This is a genomic window from Frateuria sp. YIM B11624 (assembly GCF_049727805.1).
Lineage (GTDB): Bacteria > Pseudomonadota > Gammaproteobacteria > Xanthomonadales > Rhodanobacteraceae > Frateuria_A.
This window is the reverse complement of record NZ_JBCNYA010000044.1, coordinates 1-15,791: the sequence shown is the minus strand read 5'-3', so window position 1 is coordinate 15,791 and position 15,791 is coordinate 1. Positions and strand designations below refer to the sequence as shown.

At 69.8% G+C, this 15,791-nt stretch carries 19 protein-coding genes; 11 read left to right on the top strand and 8 right to left on the bottom strand.

All coding sequences use genetic code 11. From position 1 onward, the window contains the following. Window positions 1-29 precede the first annotated feature (29 nt). From rpsM to AAIL17_RS16995, 8 genes are all read left to right on the top strand, one after another. Window positions 30-386 carry a 30S ribosomal protein S13 gene (gene rpsM / locus AAIL17_RS17030; RefSeq protein ID WP_017461853.1) on the top strand — a complete coding sequence of 119 codons (357 nt, stop codon included), beginning with the start codon at window positions 30-32 and terminating at the stop codon, window positions 384-386. A 12-nt stretch (window positions 387-398) separates the two neighbouring features. Further along, complete coding sequence (gene rpsK, locus AAIL17_RS17025; RefSeq protein ID WP_007513384.1) at window positions 399-785, top strand: 30S ribosomal protein S11; 387 nt, start codon at window positions 399-401, stop codon at window positions 783-785. Between the two features lie 11 nt (window positions 786-796). After that, the gene (gene rpsD / locus AAIL17_RS17020; protein ID WP_424684039.1) at window positions 797-1,423 is read left to right on the top strand and encodes a 30S ribosomal protein S4; all 627 of its coding nucleotides are present in this window, start codon (window positions 797-799) and stop codon (window positions 1,421-1,423) included. Window positions 1,424-1,438: 15 nt separating this feature from the next. Beyond that, entirely contained in the window at window positions 1,439-2,437 is a 999-nt protein-coding gene (locus AAIL17_RS17015; protein WP_209619618.1) for a DNA-directed RNA polymerase subunit alpha, read from the top strand. 277 nt (window positions 2,438-2,714) lie between these two features. Next, entirely contained in the window at window positions 2,715-3,101 is a 387-nt protein-coding gene (gene rplQ / locus AAIL17_RS17010) for a 50S ribosomal protein L17 (RefSeq protein ID WP_325165918.1), read from the top strand. A 144-nt stretch (window positions 3,102-3,245) separates the two neighbouring features. Beyond that, window positions 3,246-3,746 (top strand): disulfide bond formation protein B, encoded by a 501-nt coding sequence (locus AAIL17_RS17005; RefSeq protein ID WP_424684038.1) that lies wholly within the window; start codon window positions 3,246-3,248, stop codon window positions 3,744-3,746. Between the two features lie 18 nt (window positions 3,747-3,764). After that, the gene (locus AAIL17_RS17000) at window positions 3,765-5,138 is read left to right on the top strand and encodes a class II 3-deoxy-7-phosphoheptulonate synthase (protein WP_424684037.1); all 1,374 of its coding nucleotides are present in this window, start codon (window positions 3,765-3,767) and stop codon (window positions 5,136-5,138) included. Between the two features lie 186 nt (window positions 5,139-5,324). Then, window positions 5,325-6,125 (top strand): hypothetical protein, encoded by an 801-nt coding sequence (locus tag AAIL17_RS16995; protein ID WP_424684036.1) that lies wholly within the window; start codon window positions 5,325-5,327, stop codon window positions 6,123-6,125. A 52-nt stretch (window positions 6,126-6,177) separates the two neighbouring features. On the opposite strand, the gene lepB is transcribed toward AAIL17_RS16995, so the two are convergent. From lepB to AAIL17_RS16980, 3 genes are all read right to left on the bottom strand, one after another. Next, window positions 6,178-6,852, bottom strand: coding sequence for a signal peptidase I (gene lepB / locus AAIL17_RS16990; protein WP_424684035.1), 675 nt, complete (start codon window positions 6,850-6,852; stop codon window positions 6,178-6,180). 65 nt (window positions 6,853-6,917) lie between these two features. Then, window positions 6,918-7,127 carry a GDCCVxC domain-containing (seleno)protein gene (locus tag AAIL17_RS16985; protein WP_424684034.1) on the bottom strand — a complete coding sequence of 70 codons (210 nt, stop codon included), beginning with the start codon at window positions 7,125-7,127 and terminating at the stop codon, window positions 6,918-6,920. Window positions 7,128-7,131: 4 nt separating this feature from the next. Beyond that, window positions 7,132-8,679 (bottom strand): amidase, encoded by a 1,548-nt coding sequence (locus AAIL17_RS16980; protein WP_424684049.1) that lies wholly within the window; start codon window positions 8,677-8,679, stop codon window positions 7,132-7,134. 178 nt (window positions 8,680-8,857) lie between these two features. Here AAIL17_RS16980 and AAIL17_RS16975 point away from each other — a divergent pair, with 178 nt between their 5' ends. Beyond that, complete coding sequence (locus AAIL17_RS16975) at window positions 8,858-9,589, top strand: c-type cytochrome (protein ID WP_424684033.1); 732 nt, start codon at window positions 8,858-8,860, stop codon at window positions 9,587-9,589. Beyond that, window positions 9,586-10,869, top strand: a complete 1,284-nt coding sequence (locus tag AAIL17_RS16970; protein ID WP_424684032.1) for a c-type cytochrome — start codon at window positions 9,586-9,588, stop codon at window positions 10,867-10,869. The genes AAIL17_RS16975 and AAIL17_RS16970 overlap by 4 nt, the downstream gene beginning before the upstream one ends. Window positions 10,870-10,923: 54 nt before the next feature. Here AAIL17_RS16970 and AAIL17_RS16965 read toward each other — a convergent pair whose 3' ends face one another. The 3 genes from AAIL17_RS16965 to AAIL17_RS16955 are packed head-to-tail and all read right to left on the bottom strand — an operon-like array spanning window position 10,924 to window position 12,471. Beyond that, window positions 10,924-11,283 (bottom strand): hypothetical protein, encoded by a 360-nt coding sequence (locus tag AAIL17_RS16965; RefSeq protein ID WP_424684031.1) that lies wholly within the window; start codon window positions 11,281-11,283, stop codon window positions 10,924-10,926. Then, the gene (locus tag AAIL17_RS16960; protein WP_424684030.1) at window positions 11,280-11,798 is read right to left on the bottom strand and encodes a mismatch-specific DNA-glycosylase; all 519 of its coding nucleotides are present in this window, start codon (window positions 11,796-11,798) and stop codon (window positions 11,280-11,282) included. The genes AAIL17_RS16965 and AAIL17_RS16960 overlap by 4 nt, the downstream gene beginning before the upstream one ends. Beyond that, window positions 11,782-12,471, bottom strand: a complete 690-nt coding sequence (locus tag AAIL17_RS16955) for an ATP-binding protein (protein ID WP_424684029.1) — start codon at window positions 12,469-12,471, stop codon at window positions 11,782-11,784. The genes AAIL17_RS16960 and AAIL17_RS16955 overlap by 17 nt, the downstream gene beginning before the upstream one ends. An 82-nt stretch (window positions 12,472-12,553) precedes the next feature. On the opposite strand from AAIL17_RS16955, the gene AAIL17_RS16950 reads away from it, so the two are divergent. Beyond that, window positions 12,554-13,660, top strand: coding sequence for a mechanosensitive ion channel family protein (locus AAIL17_RS16950; protein WP_424684028.1), 1,107 nt, complete (start codon window positions 12,554-12,556; stop codon window positions 13,658-13,660). A 57-nt stretch (window positions 13,661-13,717) separates the two neighbouring features. Here the strand turns inward: AAIL17_RS16950 and AAIL17_RS16945 are convergent, their stop codons facing one another. Both AAIL17_RS16945 and AAIL17_RS16940 read right to left on the bottom strand, forming a co-directional pair. Next, window positions 13,718-15,070, bottom strand: a complete 1,353-nt coding sequence (locus AAIL17_RS16945; protein ID WP_424684027.1) for a sensor histidine kinase — start codon at window positions 15,068-15,070, stop codon at window positions 13,718-13,720. Then, window positions 15,067-15,732 carry a response regulator transcription factor gene (locus tag AAIL17_RS16940; RefSeq protein ID WP_424684026.1) on the bottom strand — a complete coding sequence of 222 codons (666 nt, stop codon included), beginning with the start codon at window positions 15,730-15,732 and terminating at the stop codon, window positions 15,067-15,069. The genes AAIL17_RS16945 and AAIL17_RS16940 overlap by 4 nt, the downstream gene beginning before the upstream one ends. Between the last annotated feature and the right edge of the window lie 59 nt (window positions 15,733-15,791).

Below are 15,791 nucleotides of genomic sequence, written 5' to 3'. Positions count from 1 at the left end.
CGCAAGAAACGCATCGGAGAAAGTACATCATGGCGCGCATCGCGGGTGTCAATTTGCCGGTCCAGAAGCATGTCTGGGTTGGCCTGCAGAGCATCTACGGCATCGGCCGCAGCCGGGCCAAGAAGGTCTGCGCGGATGCCGGGGTGGTTCCGACCACGCCGATCAAGTCCCTCAGCGAGGGCGAGGTGGAGAAGCTCCGCCACGAAATCGGCAAGTACGTCGTCGAAGGCGACCTCCGCCGTGAGGTGGGCATCGCGATCAAGCGCCTGATGGACCTGGGTTGCTACCGCGGCCTGCGCCACCGTCGCGGCCTGCCGGTGCGCGGTCAGCGCACGCGTACCAATGCACGCACCCGCAAGGGCCCGCGTCGCGCGATCAAGAAGTAACGGACACCAATCATGGCCAAGCCTGTCAAGACCAAGAAGAAGATCAAGCGCGTTGTCACGGATGCCGTGGCCCACGTGCAGGCCTCCTTCAACAACACCATCGTCACCATCACCGACCGCCAGGGCAACGCGCTGTCGTGGGCGACTGCCGGCGGCGCGGGTTTCCGCGGTTCGCGCAAGTCCACCCCGTTCGCTGCCCAGGTCGCTGCCGAGAAGGCTGGCCGCGCGGCCGGCGACTACGGCGTGAAGACCGTGGAAGTGCGTATCAAGGGCCCCGGCCCGGGCCGCGAGTCGGCCGTGCGTTCGCTGAACGCGCTGGGCTACAAGGTCCTGAACATCATCGACGTCACGCCGATTCCGCATAACGGCTGCCGTCCCCCCAAGAAGCGTCGAGTCTAAGGAGTAACCCCATGGCCCGTTATCGTGGAGCTACCTGCAAGCTCGCCCGCCGCGAGGGTGCGGATCTCAGCCTGAAGAGCCCGGCCCGCGCGCTGGACTCCAAGTGCAAGCTGGAGAACAAGCCCGGCCAGCATGGCGCCAACAAGCGCATGCGCATGTCCGACTACGCCGTCCAGCTGCGCGAGAAGCAGAAGGTCAAGCGCATCTACGGCGTGCTCGAGCGTCAGTTCAGCAACTACTACACCAAGGCGTCGACCCTCAAGGGCAACACCGGCGAGAACCTGCTGCGCCTGCTCGAAAGCCGCCTGGACAACGTCGTCTACCGCATGGGCTTCGCGGTGACCCGCGCCCAGGCCCGCCAGCTGGTCGCCCACAAGGCGGTGCTGGTCAACGGCAAGAAGGTCAACATCCCGTCGTACCAGGTCAAGCCGGGTGACGAGGTCGCGCTGACCGAGCGCGCGCGCACCCAGTTGCGCGTGCAGGAAGCGGCGACCGTGTTCGACACCATGGACCTGCGTCCGATCTGGCTCGAGGTGGACTCCAAGAAGTTCACCGGCACCTTCAAGTCGGTGCCCGACCGCGGCGACCTGCCGTCGGACATCAACGAAGCCCTGATCGTCGAGCTGTATTCGAAGTAATTACCGGAGCCCTGCATGGCAGTTTCGTCAACTAGTGTGCTGCGGCCTCGTGGCCTCAGCGTCGAGCAGCTCGGAGCCAACCGCGCCAAGGTGGTGGTGGAGCCGCTCGAGCGTGGTTTCGGCCACACCCTGGGCAACGCGCTGCGCCGCGTGCTGCTCTCGTCGATCCCGGGCAGCGCCATCATCGAAGTGGAGATCGATGGCGTGCTGCACGAGTACACCACCCTCGAGGGCCTGCAGGAGGACGTGATCGAAGTCCTGCTGAACCTCAAGGATGTGGCCATTCGCCAGCATTCCGGCGACGAAGTCACCCTCACCCTGTCCAAGAAGGGCAAGGGCGTGGTCACGGCCGGCGACATCGTCGTCGACCACTCGGTGGAAATCGTCAACCCCGAGCACGTGATCTGCCACCTGACCAAGGACATCGCGCTCAACATGCGCCTGAAGGTGCGCCGCGGCGTCGGCTACCAGCCGGCCAGCGCGCGCCAGCATCCGGACGACGAAGCGCGTCCGATCGGCCGCCTGCAGCTCGATGCCTCCTTCGCGCCGGTGCTGCGCGTGGCCTACGAGGTCGACGCGGCCCGCGTGGAACAGCGTACCAACCTGGACAAGCTGGTCCTGGACATCGAGACCAACGGCACGATCGGCGCGGAAGACGCGGTCCGCAAGGCCGCCGAGATCCTCAACGACCAGCTGTCGGTGTTCGGCGACTTCTCGCGTCGCGAGAGCTCGGCGGACAAGGCGGAGAAGGGCGGTTTCGATCCGCTGCTGCTGCGCCCGATCGACGACCTGGAGCTGACGGTGCGTTCGGCCAACTGCCTGAAGGCCGAGAGCATCTACTACATCGGCGACCTGGTGCAGAAGACCGAGGTCGAGCTGCTCAAGACCCCGAACCTGGGCAAGAAGTCGCTCACCGAGATCAAGGACGTCCTCGGCTCGCGCGGCCTGGCCCTGGGCATGAAGCTGGAGAACTGGCCGCCGCCGGGCCTCTCGCACGGCATGCAGCTGGGTTGATGTTCCACGGCGGCGATCGGACGATCGCCGCCGAAGTTTCAAGTCGGCGGGCACGAGTCGCCTGCCGGCTGCTTCTTGGAGCGGTCGTTTTGACTGCCCGTTGCGGGGCCTGCTTGGGCCCCACGCGGTCCTAGTGGCCGCCAGAGCAATAGACGGCCATCGATGGTCGCACTTCTCACGAGAGCCCGTACTTAAAAGGGCTCGGAACAGCGGGTAACCGCGGAAAGCCGGACACAACCGCCGGTTTTTCATAACAACAGACAGAGAGAGTTTTCCCATGCGCCACCAGAAATCCGGCCGCAAGCTCAACCGCACCAGCTCGCACCGCGAAGCGATGTTCAAGAACATGGCCGCCTCGCTGATCAAGCACGAGCTGATCCGTACCACCCTGCCCAAGGCCAAGGAACTGCGCCGCGTCGCCGAGCCGCTGATCACGCTGGCCAAGGCCGACGGTGTCGCCAACCGCCGCCTCGCCTTCTCGCGCCTGCGCGACAAGGAAGCGGTCGGCAAGTTGTTCGTCGAACTGGGCCCGCGCTACCGCGAGCGTCCCGGCGGCTATCTGCGCATCCTGAAGTGTGGCTTTCGTCCGGGCGACAACGCCCCGATGGCCTACGTCGAGCTGGTCGACCGCCCGCAGGCGGCCGCGGCCGTCGACGCCGAGTAAGCCTCGCTTCGTTCGGGCGTCCAGACGTCCAAACCGTGACCCCCGGCCGGGCAACCTGCCGGGGGTTTTCGTTTTTGCACACGGCTTGCTGACAGCGGCCCGGCAAGCGGGTAATGTCGGCTTTCCGCAACGCAACATGCCGCCATGAATCCTCTGCACTGGTCGTACCGCATCAGCTTCCTCGTGGGCTTCCTGATCTGCGTGGCCCTGCTGGGCTTTGCGCTGTACACCGAGTACGCGTGGGGACTCATCCCGTGCCCGCTGTGCATCTTCCAGCGGATCGGTTTCCTGGTGATGGCGGTGTTCTTCCTGGTCGGCGCGTTGCATGCGCCGCGGCGGGGCGTACGCTGGGTCTACACCTCCGGCGTGCTGCTGGGGGCGGTCTGGGGCATCGCGGTGGCCGCGCGCCACCTGTGGATCCAGTCGCTGCCGGCGGACCAGGTGCCCTCGTGCGGACCTCCGCTCGACTACATGTTTGACGCCTTCCCGTTCGCCCAGGTGCTGCGCATGGTGTTCACCGGATCGGGCGAATGCGCCAAGGTCGAGCCGGTACTCGGCCTGCCCATGCCGGCCTGGACGCTGTTGTGGTTCGCGCTGCTGGCGATCCTCGCGCTGGTGGCGACCACGCGTCGCCGCAGCGCCTGACGGAACCTGGACATGACCATGAACGACCGCCCCCGCCTGGCAACCGAACCGTCTACCGACTGGACGCCGGCCTCCTGGCTGCAGCGTCAGGCGCTGCAGCAGCCGCATTATGAGGACGCCGCCGAACTGGCGCGCGCCACCACCCAGCTCGCTGCGCTGCCGCCGCTCGTCACCTCGTGGGAAGTGCTGGCGCTCAAGCAGGCGCTGGCCGAGGCGCAGGAAGGCAAGCGTTTCCTGCTGCAGGGCGGCGACTGCGCGGAAAGCTTCGCCGACTGCACCAGCCCGGTGATCTCCAACCGGCTCAAGGTGCTGCTGCAGATGAGCCTGGTGCTGGTGCACGGACTGAAGAAGCCCGTGCTGCGCGTGGGCCGCTTTGCCGGCCAGTACGCCAAGCCGCGCTCGACCGACACCGAGACGCGCGACGGCGTGACGCTGCCCAGCTTTCGCGGCGACGTAGTCAATGGCCCGGCCTTCACCGCCGAGGCGCGCCGCGCCGATCCGCAGCGCCTGATCCGGGCGCATGCGCACTCGGCGTTGACCATGAACTTCGTGCGGGCACTGATCGATGGCGGCTTCGCCGACCTGCACCATCCGGAATACTGGGACCTGGCCTGGGTCGAGCATTCGCCGCTGGCCGCCGAGTATCGCCGCATGGTGGCGGCGATCGGCGATTCGTTGCGCTTCATGGAAACCCTGGCCGGCCCGATTGCGAGCTTCTCCCGGGTGGATTTCTTCACCTCGCACGAGGCGCTGCTGCTGCACTACGAGCAGGCGCTCACGCGGCAGGTTCCGCGCAACCCGGGCTGGTTCAACCTGTCCACGCACTTCCCCTGGATCGGCATGCGCACAGCGGCGCTCGACGGCGCGCACGTGGAGTACTTCCGCGGCATCCGCAACCCGATCGCGGTGAAGATCGGTCCGTCGGTGACGGCCGATCAGCTGCTGCCGCTGATCGACGCGCTCAATCCGCAGGACGAGCCGGGCCGGCTGACCCTGATCCACCGCATGGGCAACACGGGCATCGCCCGCGGGTTGCCGCCGCTGCTGGATGCGGTCAGACGCGAGGGGCGGCGTGTGTTGTGGGTGGCCGATCCCATGCACGGCAACACCGAAAGCACCTCCAACGGCTACAAGACGCGGCGCTTCGACAACATCCGCGGCGAGCTGGACCAGGCGTTCGACATCCATGCAGCTGCCGGCACGCGCCTGGGCGGCGTGCATCTGGAGTTGACCGGTGAGGACGTCACCGAATGCATGGGCGGCGCGCGCGACCTTTCCGAGTCGGACCTCAAGCGCGCTTACAAGTCGATGGTCGACCCGCGGCTCAATTACGAACAGTCGCTCGAGCTCGCCATGCTGATCGTCCGCAAGTCGGAGGGCGCGGCGGGTTGATGCGGCACGGCGGCTTCTCAGCCCGCCCGTTTCCGGCCTCGTGGCAATGGGCGGTGGGTTGAAGCCCACCCTGCGATCCATCGAGCGGTTGGATGACAGGCGTCACGGCTTGCACCTGGCAGTGGTTACTGGCCGTAGCGAGCCTGCACATCGATCCTGCGTGCAGGCTCAAGGGGAGGCGGGGGCATGGCGAGGCAGAATCCGCACGTGGATGCGTGGACCGTTGCGGGACTGGCGCTGTTGCTGCTGCCGGTGCTGACGATGTCGCACGAGTTGCTCGGCCACGCGCTCACCTGCGTGGCGACCGGGCACCAGCCCAGCCAACTGGGCGCCTACTATGTCGAATGCAGCGGCGATAGCGGCTGGAGCCGCCGGCTGGTGGCCATGGCCGGCACGGTCGTGGACGTGCTGCTGGCCGGCATCGGCTTCGTGATGTGGCGGCAGGTCCGGCGCCCGTTGCCGCGGCTGGCCTGGTGGATCGTGTTCACCGTCAAGGGCATGGTCGCCGCCGGCTACTGGATGTTTTCCGGCCTGACCAACCTGGGCGACTGGGGCCCGGCGGCGGGTGGCGGCATCGGGCCGCTGCCCTGGCCTTGGGCCTGGCGGGCGCTGATGTTCCTGCTGGGCCTGATCGCGTACATCGGGGTGACGCGCAAGGCGATCGCCATGATGGCTGTCATGCTGGGTGGCGGCGACGACGCGCGCCTCGCGCAGCGGACCATCGCCATGACGATCTACATCGTCGGTGGCATCGCGGCGGTGCTGGTCAGCCTGTTCAACCCGGTGGGGATCGTCATCACCCTGGTATCCGCAGTGGCCTCGTCTTTCGGCGGCACCGCCGGTCTGTTCAACGTCGCTTACGCACGGCCGCGCGCCTTGCCACCGACGGGCTTTGCGATCGACCGGCATCCCGCGATCGTGGTGGCCGGCGTGGTGATGACCCTCGCGTTCGCCGCCGTGCTGGGCCCGACGATCTCGCTGGGCTGATGCAACGGTCCTTCGGCGGCCTTCAGCGCGACGGTGTACGACTGCTGCGGTCTCATTGCAGGACCAGGCCCCAGCGGTCCGGCCGCGGCACTCCATGCCGTGCCGGATCGAGCGACAGCGCCACGTAACGCGCGCGCCCGACGATCTCTCCGCGCGGCACGAAGCCGAAGAAGCGCGAGTCGTAGCTGTCGTCGCGGTTGTCGCCCATCGCCAGGTAATGGCCTGCCGGCACGGTCACCGGACCGTAGTTGCTGGCGGGGCTGGGCAGGTAGCGTGCCAATCGGATCAGGTGGTGTCGCCCATCGATCGACTCGTCCGCATAGCTTGCCGGCTGTGTCCGGTCGGCAGCGATGCCGGCCACGCTGGCGGGCCGGTATCGCGCGGCATGGTTATTGACGTAGAGCACGTTGCCGCGCAGCGCGATGCGGTCGCCGGGCACGCCGACGACGCGCTTGACCAGCCGCTCGCCGGTGGCCGCTGAATCGATGATCACGATGTCGCCACGCTGCGGATCGGCGCGGTGCAGCAGCGAAAGATGGGTGAACGGCACACGCAGGTCGTAGGCCATGCGATCGACCACGATGCGGTCGCCGATGCGGATGGTCGGTTGCATCGAACCGGTGGGGACGGTGTTCCAGTCCGCCAGCGCGCTGCGGAACATCAGCATGCCGAGCAGGAAAAAGAAAAAGCCGCGGTTGCGCAGCAGGAAACCTCTCAGGGCATGCATCGGGATCTCCGGTTCCGTGGACGCTCCGGCTCAGACCGCGGCCGGCCTGGGCGGTTCCGTCCGGCTCATCCGCAACACCCCTTCTGTGCCTGCACCGGCGGGCACGGCACGTCGCCGAAGGAGCAGAACACGCAGCAGTCGCCGGGCCTGGGTTTCAGCAACGCGCCGCAGCCGGGGCAATCGTAGAAGAACAGGCAGGCATCGATCGGCATGGTTTCCTCCGACCGATGCCCGCACACGGGGCACGTCAGCACGCTCTGGCGACGCAGCTCCATGCGTTCAGGGCGAAGCCGCCACCGGCTTGCCACCCACGGTGTCGAGGAAGCGCGGCGGCTGCCATGCCCTGGCGTGCTGCTCGAAGCCATAGGCGATCGAGATCAACGTGGGTTCGCTCCACTTGGCGCCGAACAGCACGATGCCCACCGGCAGGCCATGCGCGAAGCCGGCCGGCACGGTGATCGACGGATAGCCGGCCACCGCCGCCGGCTGCGAGGCACCGCCCACGGTCGGATCGCCGCTGACGATGTGGTCACCCAGTACCGGGTCGGTCATGAAGGCCGGGCCCCAGGAAGGGGCGAGCAGGGCGTCCAGGTGATCCTTCGCCAGCGCCGCATCGATGCCCTCCGGACCGGCCAGCCGCTTGGCCTTGGCCAGCGCATCGGTGTACGTCTTCTCGGTCAGCGGCCCCTTGGCCTGCGCCTGCTCGAACAGCTCCTGGCCGAACCACGGCATCTCCTGCGCCGCGTGCGCCTTGTCGAAGGCGATCAGGTCGGCCAGCATCGTCACCTTGAGGTTGGGCCGCGTGGCGAGATAGGCGTTGATGTCGTGCTTGAACTCGTACAGCAGCACGGTCATTTCCGGCCCGCCCAGGTCGGCCAGGTGCGGCACGGTGACCGGATCGACGATGACCGCGCCTTGCGCCTTCATCAGGGCGATCGCCTGGTCGAGCACGCGATCGGCATTCGGCTCCGCGCCGGCGAGCTGGCGCACCACGCCGATGCGCTTGCCCTTCAGGCCATCCGGGTCGAGGAAGCGGGTGTAGTCGGTGGCATGCCTGTCGGCCTCGGCGGTGGCCGGATCGCGCGGGTCGCTGCCGGCGATCACGCCGAGCAGCGCCGCGGCGTCGGCCACACTGCGCGCCATCGGGCCGGCGGTGTCCTGGCTGTGCGCGATCGGCACGATGCCGCTGCGGCTGACCAGGCCCAGCGTGGGCTTGATGCCGACGATGCCGTTGCTCGCCGCCGGACAGATGATCGAGCCGTCGGTCTCGGTGCCGATCGCCACGGCGACCAGGCCCGCCGCCACGGCCGCGCCGGAGCCGGCGCTGGAACCGCACGGATTGCGGTCGAGCACGTAGGGATTCTTGGTCTGCCCGCCACGCCCGCTCCAGCCGCTGCTGGCGTGGCTGGAACGGAAGTTGGCCCATTCGCTCAGGTTGGTCTTGCCCAGCACCAGCGCGCCCGCCTTGCGCAACCGCTCGACCAGCCCGGCGTCGCGCGGCGCCGGCGCATCGGCCAGCGCCAGCGAGCCGGCGGTGGTGAGCATGCGGTCGCCGGTATCGATGTTGTCCTTGAGCAGCACCGGAATGCCGTACAGCGGGCCGCGTCGGGCCTTGTCGCGTCCCGCGTCCAGCGCGGCGGCGATCGCGAGCGCATCGGGGTTGGTCTCGATCACCGCGCGTAGCGTCGGCCCGGCCTGGTCGATCTGCGCGATGCGATCGAGGAACTGCCGCGCCAGCGTGCGGCTGTCCAGCGCACCGGCGTCCATCTGTTGCTGCAACTGGTCGATCGACGCCCAGGCCACCGGCGGAGTCGGCTGGGCGGCCATCGCTGGGCCGGCGAGCAGCAGGCCGGCGAGCAGGGCAGGACGGGCGGGTGATCGTTTCACGGCAGCCTCCGGCAGGTCGGTGTGCAATGTGCGGCACGGTGCGGCACGGTGTCGCGCCGGCGCAGCATATCCCTGCCGCGGCGCCGCTGCGGGAGGGGTGCTACCTATAATCGCACCCATGAGCCCGCTTTCGTCCCTGTGCCTGATGCCGGCGCTGCTTGCCGCCATGCTGTTCTCCACCTTCGCGCGCGCCGCCGACGCGCCGACCGTGCCCGATACCCTCAAGCAGCGCATCGCCGCCTGCACCGCCTGCCACGGCGAGCACGGACAGGGCACGCCGGAAAGCGGCTTCTTCCCGCGCCTGGCGGGCAAGCCGGCCGGCTACCTGGCGCGGCAGATCCGGAACTTCCAGGACGGCCTGCGCAAGTACGCGCCGATGGAATACACGGTGCGCGGCCTCTCGCCCGAATACATGCAGGAGATCGCCGACTATTTCGCCGCGCAGAAGGTGCCGTACGAGCACTCGCCGGTGCCACGTATCAGCGGCGAAACGCTGCAGCGGGGCCAGACGCTTGCGACCAAGGGCGATCCGGCCCGCAAGGTCCCGGCTTGCGCGGCCTGCCACGGCGCACAGCTCACCGGCGTGGAACCGGACATCCCCGGCCTGGTCGGGCTGCCGTACGACTACATCAGCGCGCAGCTCGGTTCCTGGCGCACCCACACGCGTGCGATGGTGGCACCCGATTGCATGGCGACCATCGCCAGTCGCCTGAGCGAGGCGGACATCACCGCCGTGTCGGCCTGGCTGGCCACGCGCGAGGTGCCGGCCGACGCGCACGCGCAGCCGCCCGGCTCGGTGACGCCGCCGCTCGCCTGCGGCGTGCTCGGCGCAACGGAGGCGGCGCGATGAAGTGGTTGCTGCGCAGCTTCCTCGCACTGGTCGTGCTGCTGGTCGCCGGCGTGGCCTGGTGGCTGTTCACCCAGCGCCACGAAGCCCTGCCGCCGTCCCGCACCACCGAGGCCAGGCTGCAGGATCCCGAGCTGATCGCCCGCGGTGCGTACCTCGCCACCGTCGGCGACTGCGCCGCCTGCCACACCGCCCAGGGCGGCAAACCGTATGCGGGCGGCCGCGCGCTGCCCACGCCTTTCGGCGACGTGCCAGCGCCCAACCTCACGCCGGACGACGCGACGGGCCTGGGCCAGTGGTCGTTCGATGCGTTCTGGCGCGCGCTGCACGAAGGCGTCGGGCGCGATGGCCATGCGCTCTATCCGGCCTTCCCCTATACCTCCTATACGCGGGTGCGCCGGCAGGACGCGTTCGCGCTGTTCGCCTACCTCCGGTCGCTGCCGCCGGTGCGCGGTGAGACGGCCTCGCCGTCGTTGCGCTTCCCCTACGACCTGCGCGCGAGCCTGGCCACCTGGCGCGCGCTGTATTTCCGCCCCGGCGAGTTCGTGCCCGATCCGAAGCAATCGGACGAGTGGAACCGCGGCGCCTACCTGGTGCAGGGCCTGGGCCATTGCAACGAATGCCACGTCGCGCGCGACAACCTGGGCGGCCTGCCCAGGAACGAGACGCTCACCGGCGGCCAGATCCCCGCACAGAACTGGTACGCGCCCGACCTGAGCACGCGCGCCCATGGCGGCCTGGAAGGCTGGAGCGCGGACGACATCGTGGCGCTGCTCAAGACCGGCCAGTCCGCCAAGGGCGCGGCCTTCGGCCCGATGGCCGACGTGGTCATGCAGAGCACCCAGCACATGCACGAGGACGACCTGCGCGCGATCGCCACCTACCTGCAGTCGCTGCCGCCGCGCCCTGCGCGCGCGGCCGGTGGCAGCGAAGTGGACGCGACCGCGCTGATCGATCGCGGCGGCAAGCTCTATGCGCAGCAGTGCGCCGGCTGCCACGGCAAGGACGGCCAGGGCGTCGCAGGCGTCTATCCGCCGCTGGCCGCCAATGCGTCGGTGACCGAACCGACCGGCATTAACGCCATCCGCATCGTGCTGCTCGGCGGCTTCGCACCCTCCACCGCCGCCCACCCGCGTCCCTACTCGATGCCGCCCTTCGCGCAGCAGCTGAACGATGCGGACGTCGCCGCGGTGGTCAGCTACATCCGCTATGCCTGGGGCAACGACGCGCATCCGGTGATGGAGCGCGACGTGGCGAACTATCGCCACACGCCGGTCGAATGAGCGGACATCGACGGCGGCATGGTGCAACCCGTCCCGAGCGCGGTTGCGCGTGAATCACTGCACCCAGTGCCCCTGCTGCGAAAGCACCAGCTTGCCGTCGCGGGTGACCAGCAGCGCGCCGTCGTCGGTAACCGTGTAGACCACGTTGCCATTGGCGAAGCGCCAGCCCAGGTGGCGGCACGGCGTGGCGCCGTCGCGGCAGGGGCTGGAGAAGGCCTTGCCGTGCAGGGTGAGCGAAGCCCCACTGCGCCGGCTGACGCCGGTGTAGACGACGTCCGCGCAGGCGACGTCGCCTTCGGGACATTGCTCGGCGACCACCACGGCGTAGCCCGGCGTGACCAGCACGCCGGCATCGGCCGCAAGGGGCGCGCCGATGGCGGGCAGCACCAGTGCGAGGGCCAGCAGGTATCTCATGCGCGGACCTCCCGATAGCGGATGGCCAGCTGCCGCCACGGCCCGATGTCCCAGTGCCGGCGCGCCTGCCCCGAGGGCGAGGGCAGGGCATGGACCTCGGTCACGCCGAGGCGTTCGGGTTGCGGGCCATAGCCGGTGATGGCGCGGCCGAGTGCGGCACGCGCGGCGGTCTTGCTGGTGAAGGCGAGCAGGCGGGGCCGATCGCGTTCGATCTTGGCCAGCAGGCCCGGAACGTCGAAGGCGTCGCGCGGCAGGTCGGCATCGTTGCCGCTGTGCCGCTTGGCCAGGTCGGTGAGGCCGATGCCCAGTTCCAGCAGGGTCGGAAAATCAGCCGGCACGAACCGTCGTGGCGTGATGCCGGCCTCGTGCAGCGCGCGCCAGAACACGTTGCCCGGATGCGCGTAGTAGGCGCCTTCGCGCGCCGAGCGCTCGCCCGCGGCGGTGCCGCAGAACACCAGCGCCAGGCCCGGCCGCAGCAGGTCGGGCAGGATGTGCGGTTCAGCCGGCAGCTTCATCGAGCAGGAAATCGGTGAACTGGAAACAGTCGTCGCGCAGCACCGACTCGCCGCGGCGCAGCCGCAGGTCGCGTGCGAACAGCGGCCCGCCGAAGCTGAGCGTGTGGAACTCGCCGCGCTCGCCGCAGGGATCGACGCCGGCGGGCAGGCCGTCGAGCAGCGCGCCGTCGTAGGCGCGGCCGCAGTAGTCGGCGGCCAGTTGCCGGGTGTCCACGCAGCACAGCACCGCGCGGTGGCCCTCGCCGACGAAGCGGCGCGAGAGCGCCGCGGTGTCCTCGCCCCAGATCGGGAACACGGCGCGCCACGCCGCACGGCCGAGTTGCCGCACGCGGTAATCGCGCACGTCCTCCAGGAACAGGTCGCCGAAGGCGCAATGGCGGATGCCCGGCCAGCGCATCCGCGCCTCGGCCAGCGCGCGCTCGTGCGCGGCCTCGTAGGCCTCGTTGCTGCCGGGCCAGTCCATCTCGACCTCCAGCAGCGGCAGGCCCAGGGCATCGGCCTGCGCCAGCAGGATGTCGCGACGCACGCCGTGCATGGCGATGCGCTGGTAGGTGCGGTTGACGGTGGTCAGCAGCGCGACGACCTGCCACTGCGGATCGGCGCGCAGCCGCTGCAGGGCCATCAGGCAGTCCTTGCCGCCGCTCCAGGCGAGGAGGATGGGCGTGGCGTTCATCGGGCTACTCTACGGCAGGCCTGGACGTTCCGACCATGGCATGCCCACGCGCCGTGAACGCGCGGGCGGGCAGGGTGGCCGCATGAGGGACAACCTGCTGGACATCTGGAACCACCAGCCGTGGGTCCGCCTCGGCGTGACGGTGATCGTGGCGTTGCTGATCGCGATCGTGGTGCACCGGCTGGTGCGCGCGCTGCTGTGGCGCGCCGCCGACGGCCATCCGATGGCGCGCGAGATGCTCAGGCAGGCGCGCGCGCCGATGGGCTGGCTGGTGCCGCTGCTGGTGCTGCTGGTCGCATTGCGCACGCGGCCGGAAGCGGCGCAGTTGCACATGGCCGCCACGGCCGACCAGGTGCTGGTGATCGCGCTGATCGCCGTGGCGACCTGGCTGGGCGTGCGCTGCATCAACGCGGCCGAGTTCTTTTTCTCCCACCGCTTCCGTGTCGATACCCGCGACAACCTGCGTGCGCGCCGCATGCTCACGCAGGCACGCGTGCTGGGGCGTACCGCCTCGGTGTTGCTGATCCTGATCGGCCTGGCGGCCTGCCTGATGGCGATTCCCGGCGTGCGCCAGATCGGCACCAGCCTGCTGGCCTCGGCGGGTGTCGCCGGCCTCGCGGTGGGCCTGGCCGCCAAGCCCGTGCTGAGCAACCTGATCGCTGGCGTGCAGATCGCCATCACCCAGCCGATCCGGCTGGACGACGTCGTGATCGTGGAGGGCGAGTGGGGCCGCATCGAGGAGATCACCGGCACCTACGTGGTGGTGCGCATCTGGGACGAGCGGCGGCTGGTGGTGCCGCTGAACTGGTTCATCGAGAACCCGTTCCAGAACTGGACGCGCACCAGCTCGCAGTTGATCGGCACGGTGTTCCTGTGGCTGGACTACCGCGTGCCGCTGGAACCGCTGCGCGAGGAGGCCAGGCGCCTGTGCAAGGAAGCGCCGCAGTGGGACGGCCGCGTGTGCGTGCTGCAGGTCACCGACACCACCGACCGCACCCTGCAGATCCGCATCCTGGCCAGCTCGGCCGATTCGGGCAGCAACTTCGACCTGCGCTGCCACGTGCGCGAGGGCATGCTGAAGTTCGTGCAGCAGCATTATCCGGAGAGCTTGCCGCGGGTGCGGGCGGAACTGCGGGAAAGGCCGCGGTCGGGCGCTGCGGAGCACCAGCCTGAACCAGGCGTCCCGTAGGGTGGGCTTGAGCCCACCCGCTCTGTCGCGGGCAGGTCCGGTGGGCTGCAGCCCGTCCTACGGACTCCAGGCCAGCGCGGCGCAAACCCGCCCGTCGCGCAGTTCGAACCGCAGCTGCATGCCCAGCGCCTCGGCGGCGGCATGGGCGAGCGGTAGGCCCAGGCCGGCATGGCTGGTGTGCGGCGGCTGCTTGCGCCAGAAACGCTGGCCGAAGCGCGCCAGGTCGGCCGGTTCCAGCCCGGGTGCCGCGTTGCCGATGCGCAGGCCGCCGGCCGCCAGTTCCACCTGCACGGTGTCTCCCGGTGGCGCATAGGCGCAGGCATTGCCCAGCAGGTTGCCCAGCACCACCTCCAGCAGCGCGGGGTCGGTGTGCAGGCTCGGCGGCGGCGTGCCGGTCACCGCCAGCGCCACGCCGCGTTCGTCGGCGACCGCCCGCTGGCGCTGGAGCTGGCGCTCCAGCCAGGGCCGTGTCTCCAGCGGCTGGCGTTGCGGCTGTTCCAGTCCCGATTGCAGGCGGGTCAGCAGCAGCAGTGCGGACACGGTCGCTTCCAGCTCGGCGCCGATCTGGCCGATCTCGCCCAGGATCTGCTTGAGCTCGCGTCCACTCGGGTAACGCGCTTCCACTTCCGCCAGCGCGCGCAGTTCGGCCAGCCGCGTGCGTGTCTCGTGCGCCAGCCCGCTGGCGAACTGGCGTTCGCGGGCGAGGCCGTCGTCCATCCGCGCGAGCACATCGTTGAAGCGCGCCACCAGTGGATCGAGCTCGCGCAGGCCGCTGGCCGGCAGGCGCTGGCCCGGCGCGTGCGGACCGATGTCGTGCATGCGCTCGGCCAGCGCGCGCACCGGCTTGAGGCCGCGGCGCACGATCAGCGGCACCGCCACCAGCGCGACCAGCATGGCCAGCGCGGGGCCGAGCACGAGGATCCAGTCCAGCGCGGTGAGCAGGCGGTCGAAGGTGTGGCGGTCCTGCATGAACAGCAGGGCGCAGTTGCGCGTGGGCGGACCGGTGGCGGCGGGCGCCTGGAAGGCGAACATCACCGCGCCCAGCCGGCCGTGGCCGTGGCGCAGGTTGACGAACTTCGGCGTGGCGCCGGCGGCCTGCGGCCAGCCGGCGGGCATGGCCGGCGGAGGCGGCGAACTGTGCTGGTCGGGCAGGCCGGCGCAGCGCAACTGGTACCAGGCGCGGCCATCCCCTGCCAGCAAGCCGGGCGGGGCGCGTGGCGAGCCGGCCGCCTGCTCGATCTCCACCACCGTGGTCAGCGCCTGCGCCTGGGTCAGCAGGTTCTCGCGGAAGCGCGCCTCCATCGCCCGGTCGATGCGCCAGTCCATCAGCAGCGCGCCGCCGCCGAGCAGCGCCAGGCTGGTGGCCACCAGCAGCAGCGTGATGCGCGCGGCGAGCGAGGGGCGTTTCACGGGATCAGGTAGCCGGCGCCGCGGCGGGTCTCGATCAGGCCGGCCAGGCCGGCGGCGTCGAGCTTGCGGCGCAGGCCGAACACCAGCACCTCGACGCTGCGGTCGGAGACCTCGGTGTCGCTGCCGGCGGTGCGCTCGAGGATCTCCTGGCGCGTGAAGGCGCGCCCGCGATGGCGCAGCAGCAGGCCCAGCACGGCGAATTCGCGCGGTGTCAACGGCAGCGGCTGGCCATCCACGCTGGCGCAGTGGGCCAGCGGGTCCCACGCCAGCGGGCCGTGGCTGAGCACCACCGGCTGCGCCTGCAGCGGCCGGCGCGCCAGCGCGTGCAGGCGGGCGACCAGTTCGTCGAAGGCGAATGGCTTGACCAGGTAGTCGTCGGCGCCGGCATTCAGCGCCTCGATGCGGTCGCCGACCTGGTCGCGCGCCGACAGCACCAGCACGCGCGGGCGCCGCCCGCCGGCCGGCATGGCGCGCAGCACGCCCAGGCCGTCCAGCCGGGGCAGCATCAGGTCCAGCACCACCAGCTCGTAGTCGTAGCTGGCCAGGAAGTCCTTGGCCTCGATGCCGTCGGCCGCGGCATCGACCGTGAAGCCGGCGCCCCGCAGGCCGTGCTGCAGGGTGGTGCGCAGGCGTTCGGAGTCTTCCACCAGCAGGAGTTTCATGGGCGCGGAGTCTACCCAGTAGGGTGGGCTTCAGCCCACCGTCCCGGGCCGGTGGGCTG